Here is a 12,059-nt window from a genome sequence, read left to right as displayed (position 1 = left end):
CCACTCCGCATTCCCCTTTCTCCCAAGGAACTCAACCCATGATCTCTCTCAAGTCAGCGGTCGCGGCTCTCGCGCTCGCGGCGAGCTTTGTCGTGCCGGCCTCGGCCGAGACCACGCTCACCGTGCACTATCCCATGCCCGGCTTCTTCAAAGACGTGATGGACACGATCTCGAAGAAGTTCATGGCCGAGAATCCGGACATCAAGATCCAGTTCGCCAGCCCGTCCGAGAACTACGAGCAGGGCGTGCAGACGATCATGCGCCAAGTCGGCACGGCCGAGGCGCCCGACATCACCTTCATCGCGCTGAACCGCCTGCGCATGGTGACCGAGCGCGACGTGCCGGTGGATCTCGGGCCCCTCATGGCCAAGGAAGGCGACCCGGCCAAGCTCGGCTATTCCGAGACGCTCTTGAAGCTCGCGCAGGTCGACGGCAAGCAGGTCGGCCTCGCCTTCGCCGCCTCGACGCCGATCCTATACTACAACGCCGATCTGGTGCGCCGGGCCGGCGGCGACCCGGACCAGCCGCCCAAGACCTGGGACGAGGTGATCCAACTCGGCGCCAAGATTCAGGCGCTGGGCGACGGCATCTCGGGCATCGACTTCCGCTGGCAGAGCGACGACTGGATGTTCTCCGCGCTGCTCTTCGGCGGCGGCGGGCACATGCTGACGCCGGACATGAAGACGGTCGCCTTCGACGGGCCGGAAGGGCAAAAGGCCTTCTCCATCCTGTCGCGCATGGTGAAGGAAGGCGGGCTGCCCGTTCTCACCAAGCAGGCCGGCGAGCAGGCCTTCGTCGCCGGCAAGATCGGCATGGCGTTCCAGACCACGGGCGCGCTGCGCAACACGATCAAGAATGTCGGCGAGAGCTTCGAGCTTCGCACCGCGCGCCTGCCGCTGGTGGACGCTGAGAAGGGCCGCCTGCCGACCGGCGGCAACGCCGCCGTCATCCTGACGCGCGACGCCGAGAAGCAGGCCGCCGCCTGGCGCTTCGTGAAGTTCGCCACCGGCCCCTTCGGCTCGGCCACCGTCGTGCCCGGCACCGGCTACGTGCCGACCAACGAGCTCGCCGCGACCTCGCCCGAATATCTCGGCGACTTCTACGCCAAGAACCCGCTCTTCCAGGCGGCTCTCCGCCAAAAGGACATCATGGTGCCCTGGTTCGCCTTCCCCGGCTCCAACGGCGTGCGCATCACCCAGGCGATCGTGGACAACGAGTCGCGAGTGGTGGAGCAGAAGGCCACCCCGGAAGACGCGCTCAAGGACGCCGCGAGCGAAGTGCAGCGCCTCCTGCCGCGCCGCTGAACGCCTCGCATCGATGCAAAAAGGGGGAGCGGCCCGGCCGCTCCCCCTTTTTCATGTCCGGTGGTGAGGCGCTTTGCGCCTACCACTCGACTGTCAGCTTGCCCGTGACGCGGCGTCCCTCGCCATAGAAGCAGTAGAAGTCGCGGTTGCCGCAGGAGGCGACATAGTCTTTGTCGAAGAGGTTGCTGGCGTTGACCGAGAGCTTGAACTGGTCCCGCTCGTAGCTGAGCGCGGCGTCCACCACGGTCGCGCCCGGCACCTTGAACGTGTTGGCGTCGTCGCCGAAGCTGGAGCCGACATAGCGGATGCCGAGCCCCGCGCCGAGCCCGTCGAACATCGAACCGTTGCGGATCGTGTAGTCCGCCCAGGCCGAGACCGTGTTGTGCGGAATGGTGGTGGGCATGCGCCCCTCGTTGCCGCCATCGGGGTCGCTTGTGATCTCGACGTCGAGATAGGTGTAGGCGAGGCGCAGGTCGAGATTGTCGGTGAGGCTCGCCGTGCCTTCCAGCTCAACGCCGCGCGAGGTGATCTGCCCGGTCTGGCGCGCCTCGAACGTGCCGCCCACCGCGTCGTAGCGAATGGCGTTGTCGCGCACGATGTCGAACACCGTGGCGGTGACGAAGCCGTTCCAGCCCGGCGGCTGGTACTTCACGCCGCCTTCCCACTGGCGCCCGGTCTCGGGCTCGAACAGGGCGCCAGTGGCGGTCGTGTCGAGCGGCGGCAGGAAGGATTCGGAATAGCTGACGAAGGGTGCGAGGCCATTGTCGAAATTGTAGATCAGCCCGGCGCGGCCGGTGAAGGCGTTGCTCCGCCTGGAGTTTTCGTCATCGGTCAGGCGGTTGTTGGATTGCGTCTCGGCAAAGTCCTGCCGCCCCGAAAGGGTCAGCGACAGCCGGTCGAGCTTGATCTGATCCTGGATATAGACGCCGGTCTGGTTCTGCCGAACATGCCGGTCGGTGTAGGTATAGAGGTAGTCGACCGGGTTGCCGTAGCGCGGCGCGAAGACGTTGAGCGTCGAGGCGCCGTAGATGTCGATGAGATCGTCGTAGCCGGTATAGCGATAGTCGAGCCCACCGAGCAGCGTGTGCTGGAGAACGCCCGTCTCGAACTCGGCCTGAAGCTGGTTGTCGACCGAGACCGTGTCGATATCCGCTTCGCCCGAGCCGGCATTGCGGTTGAGGATGCCGGCCGCCTCGTCCAGATAGCCGCCGCCATAGACGCTGCGCTCCGAATGCGACAGGCGGGAATAGCGCGCGTTCTGGCGGAAGGTCAGGTCCTCGTTCAGCTTGGTGTCGAACTGCCAGCCGACCGAGCCCATGTCCGTGTCGTAATTGTCGAAGTCGGGCTCGCCGAGGAATCGGCTGCGCGGAATGCGCCGGCCGAGATTGTCGGTCACCGTGCCGGAATAGGGCATGAACTGGAGGCCCCAGCCGGCGCGGTCGCGCTGGTAGTTGCCGGTGAGCGTCAGCGTGGTGTCGGCGTCGGGCTGCCACTGGAGAACCGGGGCGATGAAGAGCCGGTCGTCGTCCACCGTGTCCACCTGGTTCTCGGCCGTGCGGGCGACGCCCGTCAGGCGATAGCTCCAGGGGCTGCCGTCCGCGATCGGGCCGGACAGGTCGAAGCGCCCTTCCAGAAGGCCGAACGAGCCGCCGAGCACCTGCACCTCGCGAAGCTGCGTCTCCGTCGGCTTCTTGGTGACGTAGTTCACGAGGCCACCCGGCCCGTTCTGGCCGTAGAGCGGCGAGGAGGGGCCCTTCAGGATCTCGATGCGCTCGGCACCATAGGGATCGAGGCCGAGGAAGTTGATGATCGAGGTCGAGGGCAGGCGCAGCCCGTCGATGAAGCTGGAATTGGCCGTGGCGTCGAAGCCGCGAATGTTGAAGCCGCCGAAGCGCGTATCGGAGCCGCCGGTGATCTCCGGCGTCACGCCCGCGGTATAGCGCGTCGTGGCGCGGATCGAGCGCTGCTCCTGCCGCTCGATCTGGTCGCTGGTCACCACCGAGATGGATTGCGGCGTCTCGATCAGCGGCGTGTTGGTCTTGGTGGCACCGGCGCTACGTTTGGCGACGAAGCCTTCCTGCTCGTTGACGCCGCCGGGGCCGGTGCGCCCGTTGCCGGCTTCGCCGTTGCCCTCCACCGTCACCGTGTCGAGAACCACCGTGTCCTGCGCCATCGCCGCGCCTGGCGCCAGCACCGCCGTGCCGAGGGCCAGAAGGGCCGTCGAGCCCATAAGGGCGGCGAGGCGAAGCGACCGGACGGCGGGGGGAATGGAGGGGGAAGCGCGCATGGAAAGCCACTCACGTAAGGCGATAATATGACCGTGTTAGTCATATTATCGCCTTAGGAAAAGCGCCTTCCGGCCGCGATCTCTCGCGCGCGACCCTGTGTGATGCAAATATGCTACGCCGAAGTTTCCGGCGGCGGCGGGCCGAGCGAGCCGCCGGGACGGTAGCCGAAGGGCAGGTCGAGCCCGTGCGACGGCGCGCCGCGCTCCACCATGTCGAGCAGCAGAGACGCCGCGCAGGCGCCCATGGCCTGGTTCGGCAGTTCCATCGTGGCGAGCGTCGGCATGGCAAGGCGGCCGAGTTCGATCCCGTCGAAGCCGACCACCGAAACGTCCTCGGGAATGGCGAGACCCAGCCGCCGAAGCGCGCCCATGGCGCCCAGCGCCAGAAGGTCGTTGGAGGCGACGATGGCGGTGGGCCGATGCCGCTCCATGGTTTCGGTGAGATCGACATGGGCGTAGTCGTCGACGAAGGACACCTCGCTCGCCGGCAGAACCGGCAGGCCGGCGGCCCGCAAGCTGTCGCAGAAGCCCTCGTAGCGGGCGCGGGCGCGGTCCGAGGCGGTGAAGTTGCCAGACAGGAAGAGAAGCCGCCGATGGCCCGCCGCCAGCACCAGATCGGTGAGTTGGCGGGCGCAAGCGCGGTTGTCCAGCGTCACGGCGGCCGAAGCGCCGGAAACGGCCGGTGGCTGATGGAGGAAGACGCAAGGAGGGTGCGAGGCGACGAGGCTGGGCGGCGGCCGCGCGGCGTCGCAAAGGGTCAGGATCAGCCCGGCCGGCCGCTCGGCCAGCAGCGTCTCCACCGCTTCGCCCTCCTCCTCCGCCTCGTAGTTGGACTGGGCGATCAGCACCCCGTAGCCACCGAGCCGCAGCCGCCGCTGCAGCGCGGAGAGGATGGTGGCGAAGACCGGGTTTCCCATGCTGGGAATGAGCACGCCGACGAGGCGCCCCTGGCGCGCGGGCGTTGGGTCCACCGGCGGCGCGCCCGAGCGCAGCCGCGTTTCCGCCTCGCGAATGGCGCGCAGGAGCGGTGGCGCGACGCGGCCCGGCGTATTGAAGGCCCGGCTCACTGTCGCCGCCGAACAGCCGGCGACGCGGGCGATCTCGCGATAGCTCACCATGCGATCGTCTGGTCTTGCCGCCGTGTCCGCATCATCAGAGCGACCCCTGCCGATGCCCCGAAGGGCATCCTCAGGGGAGCTTTGGCGGGGCCGATCCGCTTTGTCGAGTCCGCGCCGCCCCCGCTGGTGCTAGACGCAAGCGAGGCGTGTGAAACGCGCGCGAGCTGGCCAAGGCATCAACCCGGACGGGTTCCGTCGGTGGATATCGGCCGTCTCGCAGCGAAGCGGGGGAACGACTCAGACGCCGTTCGCCGCGCCGCTGCGGAACGCGCCCCGCCGGACCGCAAGTCCGGCGGGGCGCGAGAGGCAGGTCAGCCCGCCGCGCGCGTCAGCACGCGGGCGAGGCGCGCTGAGAAGCCGCGCGGGTCGAGCGGCACCTCGCCATCGGCGATCCGCGCCTCGTCGAACAGGAGATGGGCGGCGTCCGCGCGCAGGTCGGCCTCGGCCTCGCTGAGCCGGCTCAGCCGCTCCACCAGCACGTGGCGCGGGTTGATCTCCAGAACCGGCTTGGCGGCGGCCGGGGCGCGGCCGGCGCTGGCCAGAAGCCGCTCCAACTGGCGGTCCATGGCGTTGTCGGGCGCCACGAGGCAGACCGCGCTTTCGCGCAGCCGCTCGGAGGCGCGCACATCCGACACCGTGTCGCCCAGCGCCGTCTTCACATAGGCGATGAAGCCGCCCACCTCGTCGGACATCTCGGCCCCGTCCGCCTCACCCTCGGGCAGGGCGATCTTGCTCAAGTCCGCCAGACCCTGCGTCACCGATTTGAAGGGCTTGCCGTCGAACTCGACGCCGCCGGTCACCCAGAAGCTGTCGACATGGTCGGGCAGAAGCAGCACCTCGACGCCCCGCGCGCGAAAACCTTCGAGCTGGGGCGAGGCGCCGAGGCGCTCGGCGTCGGTGCCCACGGCGTAGTAGATGGCGTCCTGTCCCTCCTTCATCGCCTCGGCATAGGCCTTCAGCGAGCGCCAGGCCTCGCCCGAGCCGGTGGTCTTGAAGCGGGCGAGCGAGAGCAGCGCTGCGCGCCGGCCGTAATCCTCGTAGATGCCCTCCTTCAGAACGGCGCCGAAGGTTTCCCAGATCTTGAGGTAGCGCTCGGGCTCCTTGTCCGCGATCTTCTCCAGCTCCGACAGGACGCGGTTGGTGACGCCCTTCTTGATGGCGGCGAGCGCCGGGCTTTCCTGGATCATCTCGCGCGAGACGTTGAGCGGCAGGTCGGCCGAATCCACGAGGCCCCGCACGAAGCGGAGATAGCGCGGCAGGATCTCCGCCTCGTCGGTGATGAAGACGCGGCGGACATAGAGCTTCATGCGCCCGGCGCGGTCGGGGTCGAACAGGTCGAACGGCTTGCTCTCCGGCACGAAGGCCAGCACGGAATATTCGTGCAACCCTTCGGCGCGGTAGTGCAGCGTCAGCGCCGGCTCGTCGTACTGGCCGGCGAAGGAGCGGTAGAAGTCGGTGTAGTCCTCCGGCTTCAGCTCGGCCTTGGGGCGCAGCCAAAGCGCGGCGCCGTCGGTGATCTCGCGCGGCTCGGCCTCCGGCGTCTCGCGCAGCGAGATCGGCACCGGCACGTGGCCGGACTGCGCCTTGATGGTGGACTCCGCCGTGTACGGGTCGGCGTAGCGCGCGGCGTCTTCCTTGAGGTGCAGCGTGACGCGCGTGCCTCGAGCCGGCGCCTCGGCAAGTTCCGCCGGCTCGATCGAATAGGTGCCGAGCCCGTCGGAGCGCCAGCGCGTCGCCTCCTCCGAGCCGGCGCGGCGCGAGACGACCTCGACCTCGTCCGCCACCATGAAGGCGGAATAGAATCCGACGCCGAACTGGCCGATGAAATGGCTGCCCTCGGCCTCCTTCGTGCCCGCGACGCGCTCCATGAAGGCCTTGGTCCCCGAGCGGGCGATCGTGCCCAGCGCCTCGGACAGTTCGGCAGCGCTCATGCCGATGCCGTTGTCCTCAATCACCAGTCGCTTGGCCTCGGCGTCGAGCACCACCTCGATGCGAAAGGGCTGGTCGCCGCCCGACAGCGCGGCGTCGCTCAGGGCCTCGAAGCGCAGCTTCTCGCAGGCGTCCGCCGCGTTGGAGATCAGTTCGCGAAAGAAGACGTCCTTGTCGGAATAGACCGAGTGCACCATCAGGTGCAGGAGCTTGGCGACGTCGGCCTCGAAGGGACGGGTCTCGGGCGCAGCGGGTTCAAGGGTCATGGTCGCGTCCAAACGGCTTGCCTGTGGAGTTGGAGGGTGGGTTCGAGCCGCCAGATGGCGGCGCCCACGCCGTTTTTCAAGCCGTGCGGTGCCGGCGCGGGGCGGCTGCGAAGGGGGAAATCTTTAGAGTTTACGTATAGGCATGCGGGCTGAAAAAGCGCGCCGGGAAAATTCGATGGGGTTGGGCTCGCCCGCAAGGACCGTTTCCTTGAAGCGATGGCTGCAGGTATCCTTCGCGGGATTCGCCGGCAGCCTGCTTGTGGCGCTGGGCCTTGCCGTCTGGCCGCTGGTCGGCGACTATTTGCGTGCCGAGCGCAACATGCGCAGCGTAGAGGCCTATGGCGAGCTTCTGACGGCGGCGAACCGGATCTCGGCCGAGCGCGGCCCCTCCAACGTCATGATGTCGATCCAGCCGGGCTCCGACGAGGCGGCCGCCGCGCGCCTTGCCGCGTTCCGCACGGCGACGGACCGCTCGCTCGAACAGATCCTCGCCCTTCCCCGCACCTGGACCGACCAGAGCGTGCTTCTGACGCTGGGCGAGCGGATCGGCGAGGCGCGACGCCTGCTTCAGACGGCGCGCCTCGCGGTGGACGAGGTCGCCGCCCTGCCGATCGCCATGCGCCAGTCCGCCGACACACGGCAGGCCATCGACGGCATGATCGCGGTGGCGGACAGCTACCAGTCGGTGCTGGACATCAGCGCTCGGGTGCTGGCGCATCAGGACCCGTCTCTGATCGGCGCGACGCTGATCGCTCAAAGCGCCAGCGACCTGCGCGAGTTCGGCGGACGGATCGCCTCCGGCTTGATCCCCGCCGTTTCGCTGGGCGAGAAGCTGAGCGCCGATGAACTCGACCGCTTCGTTCGGACCGAAGGGCGCCTTCTGGAAATCGAGCGTCTCCTGCGGACGCAGACGCTGTTCGAGGACGACGAGACGGCGCGGCGCCTTGCCCAGGACATTCGTCAACGCTTCTTCGGGGACGGACTGAACTTTCTGAGGCGTCTGGTCGCTAAGGGACGGGAAGGCGGGCGCTACGGCGCCGATCCGGCCGTGATCATGTCGGTCTACGTGCCGACGCTGAAACCCCTGGAGGATCTGCGCGTCTTCGCCCTGTCGCATATGATCGAGACGTTCAAGGCGCAGAGCCGCGAGGCGCTGACGCGGCTTCTCCTCACGTTGGTCTGCTCGGCGCTGTTTCTCGCGCTAGCCTTCCGGTTTCTTTATTCGGTGCGCACCACGATCCTCATTCCGCTCATGGCGGCGCGCGACATGGTGGTCTCGCTGGCGGACAATCGTCCGGCGCGGAGCCTGGGAAGCCAGGTTCCGATCAACGAGTTGCGCACCCTGTTCTCCGCCATCGCCGTTCTCGCACAGCAGACCAGCGAGCGTCGCCGCCTTCTCGAGCAGTTCCGCGCGCAGGCCGAGACGGATCGCCTGACGGGCCTCGCCAACCGACGCCGCTTCGAGGCCCTGGCGACGCAGGCGATGAAGAGCGCGCGCGCCGGGCAGATGGGCCTGCTCTACTTCGATCTCGACCTGTTCAAGCGGGTCAACGACACGTTCGGCCATCATGCCGGCGACGAGGTTCTGGTGGAGGTCGCGCGCCGTTTGGAAGCGCTGGTGGCGGGGCAGATCGTCCTGGCGCGGTTGGGCGGCGACGAGTTCGCAGTCCTCTGCATCGATCTCGATGAAGCCGTGCAGCGCACCGTGGCCGAGGCGATCCTGGCCGTGCTGTCGGAGCCCTTCGAGATCGAAGGGCGCAGGCTGCGGATCGGCAGCAGCATCGGCATCGCCGTCCTGCGGGACGAGGGCGTCACCTTCGAGACGCTGTGCCGGCAGGCCGACATCGCGCTTTATCAGGCCAAGGCCACGGGCCGGAATCGGTTTTGCGTCTATGCGGACGGCATGGAGGCGGCGTTTCAGGAGCGCAACGCCGCGGAGCGGGACAATCTGCCGGGCGATGGGCGGGCGGGCGCGGAGCCTGCGCCGTCCACGCCATCGCGCCGGCGGCTCCCTCCGGCGGCCTGAACCGACCGCAGGCGCACCATCGCGATCGGCCGAGCCGCGCGGCTTATGTTGGCCCGCGTGCACCTCAAGCAGGGCAAGACGGAGCTTGACCCCATGCCGCTGCAGAGCGAGCGTCCGTGCGGAAAACGTCAGGCTTGCAATGTTATAGTATAACACGCTAAGGGCCTTCCCGTTGCCTTTGCGTTCGAGACCGCCTGTCCATGCCTTCATCCCCGCCCGCGCCCGGCCGCATCGAACTTGCCGGCGTCGATTTCGCGACAAGCGACGGGCAGGCCATTCTTCGAGGCATCGACCTTTGCGTCGCGGCGGGCGAGCGGCTGGCGGTGGTCGGGCCGAACGGGGCCGGCAAGACCTCGCTTCTGCGCCTCCTTTTCGCCCGGCTCCGCCCCACGGCAGGGCGCATCCGCATCGACGGCCGCGATCTTTCGGCCATCGCCCCGATCGAGCGGGCACGGCTCGTCGCGGTGGTCGGCCAGAGCGACCTGCCGGACGGGCGCCTGACGGTTTGGGACTATGTCTCCCTCGGGCGCATCCCGCATCGCGGCCACACATCGCCCGAGGCGGACCGCGCGGCGGTGGCGGGCGCCTGCGCGCGCGTCGGCCTGTCCGCGCTCGCGGCGCGGCGGCTGGACAGCCTGTCGGGCGGCGAGCGCCAGCGCGCGGCGATCGCCCGCGCCGTGGCGCAGCAGCCGGCGGTTCTCGTTCTGGACGAGCCGACCAACCATCTCGACCCCCGTGCGCGCGCCGACATGCTGGCGCTGGCGCGCGAGCTCGGCATCACCGTGGTCGCCGTGCTGCACGATCTCGCCCTGGTCACGCCCTTCGCGGACCGGGTCGCCGTGCTCCAGGGCGGCCGCGTCGTCGCGCGGGGGGCGCCAGCCGAGGCGCTCTCGGCCCCCATCGTGCGCGAGGTTTTCGCGATGGACTGCTTCCCCTTCATCAACCCGGCCACGGGGCGTCCGCTCCTCGTCTTCGACACGCCGGCCCATGCTGATTGCGACCAGAGGATTCTCCCATGAAGACCCTTTTCCCCCTGGCTCTTTTCGCGGCAACGCTCAGCGCCGCCCCGGCCCTGGCCTTTCCCGTCAGTGTCGAGAATTGCGGGCGCACGCTCACCTTCGACAAGGCGCCGCGCCGCGCCGTGGTGCACGATCTCAACATGAGCGAGATGGCCTTCGCGCTCGGTCTTCAGCCGAACATGGCGGGCGTCACGGGCGTTTCGGGCTGGTACAAGACGACCCCGGCCTTCGACGCCGCCAAGGGCGCGCTCCCCGAGCTCGCGCCGAAATATCCGACCATGGAAACGCTGCTCGCCGCCGAGGCCGACTTCTTCTTCGCCGGCTGGTATTACGGCATGAAGCCCGGCGGCGAGGTGACGCCCGACACTCTGAAGGCCAAGGGCATCGAGACCTATGTCCTCACCGAAAGCTGCGCCCAGGTGGACAAGGCGCGCCCGCGCGCCTCGATGGACCTGCTCTATACCGACGAGCTGGCGCTCGGCACGATCTTCGGCAAGCGCACTGAAGCCGAGGCGCTGGTGGAGGGCTGGAAGGGTCGGATCGCCAAGGTCGCCGATACGGTGAAAGGCGAGGCGCCGGTCTCGGTCTTCCTCTACGATTCGGGCGAGGACAAGCCCTTCACCGCCGGCAAGTTCGCTATGCCCACCGCCCTGATCGAGGCCGCCGGCGGCACCAACGTGCTCGGCGATCTCGACATGAGCTGGGGCACGACCTCTTGGGAGGACGTGGCGTTGAAGAACCCGCAATTCCTCGTGCTGCTCGACTACCAGGACGGCGCGGGCTACCGCAAGCTCCTGGACTTCCTCAAGAACCACCCCGCCATGCGCGAGACCGACGCGGTGAAGAACGAGCGCTTTCTGCCGCTGCGCTACGAGCAGATCACACCCGGCCCCGCCAATATCGACGCCGTGGAGGCCCTGGCCAAGGCGCTGCATCCGGCCGCCGGCCCAGCTGCGAAATGACGGCCCGCGCATGGGCCCTGTCGGGCGCGGGGGCGGCGCTTCTCCTGGCGCTGGCGCTGGCCGGCATCGCCTATGGATCGACGCCGCTGCCGCTCGGCGCCATTCTGCGCACGCTGGCCGGGGCGGCGGGTCTGGACGCGGGAGAGGGTCTGTCCGGCCCGGCGGCGCGCATCGTCCTCGACCTGCGCCTTCCGCGCACCGTGCTTGCCATGTCGGTCGGCGCCGGTCTCGCCGTGGTCGGTGCGCTGCTCCAGACCACGACGCGCAACGATCTCGCCGATCCGTTCCTGTTCGGCCTGTCCTCCGGGGCAGCGGCCGGCGCGGTGTCGGTCATCACCCTGTTCGGAGACCGGCTCGGCGTGTGGACCCTACCGGCCGCCGCCTTCGCCGGCGCGCTGCTCTCGGCGCTGGCGGTTCTCGTGCTCCTGTCGCGCGAGGGCGGCAAGGCACCCGAGCGGCTGGTGATCGCGGGCCTCGCGGTGTCCTTCCTGTTCGGAGCGCTGACCACGTGGCTGGTCTTCGCGGGGGACCAGCGCGCAGCCTATTCCGTCCTGTTCTGGACGGCGGGCGGCCTCGGGCTTGCGGGCTGGAGCAACTTGCCACTCGCGCTGTTCGGCGCGGGGCTGGCGATCGGCACGGGCATCGTCTTCCGGCACGGGCTCGACGCGCTGCTCGGCGGCGAGGAAACCGCCCATTCGCTCGGCATCGACGTGGCCCGGCTGCGGCTCTCCGTCTTCGCGCTCTCGGCGCTTGCCACCGCCGCGCTGGTGGCCCTGTCGGGCGTCATCGGCTTCGTCGGGCTGATGGTGCCGCATCTGGCGCGGGCGCTGGTCGGCGTGCGCCATGGGCCACTCGTCGCGGCCTCGGCGCTGATCGGCGCGATCCTTCTCCTCATCAGCGATCTCGCCAGCCGAGTCGTGCTCGCGCCGCAGGAACTGCCGGTCGGCATCGTCACCTCGGCGCTTGGCGCCGCCTTCGTGCTGACGTTGGTCCTGCGCCGCTGAGGGCGCGGCCGGCGCTAGTGGGCAGACGCGGTAGCCTTGCGGCGATGCTTACCCCGATTGACTATGGGTCTTTGGTCTGCGTTCAGCGGTCTGCGTTCAGCGCTTTGTAGTTCGTCGTCTGCGCGAAGAAAATTCGCTCCAATT

General features: G+C 68.6%; 8 protein-coding genes. 5 read left to right on the top strand and 3 right to left on the bottom strand.

All coding sequences use genetic code 11. The features are described from left to right. The first annotated feature begins 38 nt into the window (after positions 1–38). Positions 39–1,304, top strand: a complete 1,266-nt coding sequence (locus M673_RS01705; RefSeq protein WP_061973098.1) for an ABC transporter substrate-binding protein — start codon at positions 39–41, stop codon at positions 1,302–1,304. 79 nt (positions 1,305–1,383) lie between these two features. Here M673_RS01705 and M673_RS01700 read toward each other — a convergent pair whose 3' ends face one another. From M673_RS01700 to htpG, 3 genes are all read right to left on the bottom strand, one after another. Then, positions 1,384–3,591, bottom strand: a complete 2,208-nt coding sequence (locus tag M673_RS01700) for a TonB-dependent siderophore receptor (protein WP_244493185.1) — start codon at positions 3,589–3,591, stop codon at positions 1,384–1,386. Positions 3,592–3,704: 113 nt separating this feature from the next. Beyond that, positions 3,705–4,709, bottom strand: a complete 1,005-nt coding sequence (locus tag M673_RS01695; protein ID WP_061973096.1) for a LacI family DNA-binding transcriptional regulator — start codon at positions 4,707–4,709, stop codon at positions 3,705–3,707. 311 nt (positions 4,710–5,020) lie between these two features. Then, positions 5,021–6,904: a molecular chaperone HtpG gene (htpG, locus tag M673_RS01690; protein WP_061977560.1), complete on the bottom strand. Its 1,884-nt coding sequence runs from the start codon at positions 6,902–6,904 to the stop codon at positions 5,021–5,023. Positions 6,905–7,112: 208 nt separating this feature from the next. On the opposite strand from htpG, the gene M673_RS01685 reads away from it, so the two are divergent. From M673_RS01685 to M673_RS01670, 4 genes are all read left to right on the top strand, one after another. Further along, entirely contained in the window at positions 7,113–8,930 is a 1,818-nt protein-coding gene (locus tag M673_RS01685) for a GGDEF domain-containing protein (RefSeq protein ID WP_061973094.1), read from the top strand. Positions 8,931–9,130: 200 nt separating this feature from the next. Next, positions 9,131–9,949 (top strand): ABC transporter ATP-binding protein, encoded by an 819-nt coding sequence (locus M673_RS01680; RefSeq protein ID WP_061973093.1) that lies wholly within the window; start codon positions 9,131–9,133, stop codon positions 9,947–9,949. Continuing rightward, positions 9,946–10,911, top strand: a complete 966-nt coding sequence (locus M673_RS01675; protein WP_061973091.1) for an ABC transporter substrate-binding protein — start codon at positions 9,946–9,948, stop codon at positions 10,909–10,911. Before M673_RS01680 ends, M673_RS01675 begins: the two co-directional genes overlap by 4 nt. Beyond that, complete coding sequence (locus tag M673_RS01670; protein WP_061973089.1) at positions 10,908–11,915, top strand: FecCD family ABC transporter permease; 1,008 nt, start codon at positions 10,908–10,910, stop codon at positions 11,913–11,915. Before M673_RS01675 ends, M673_RS01670 begins: the two co-directional genes overlap by 4 nt. The last annotated feature ends 144 nt before the right edge of the window (positions 11,916–12,059 follow it).

The organism is Aureimonas sp. AU20 (assembly GCF_001442755.1).
GTDB lineage: Bacteria > Pseudomonadota > Alphaproteobacteria > Rhizobiales > Rhizobiaceae > Aureimonas.
This window is presented reverse-complemented; position numbering and strand designations above follow the sequence as displayed.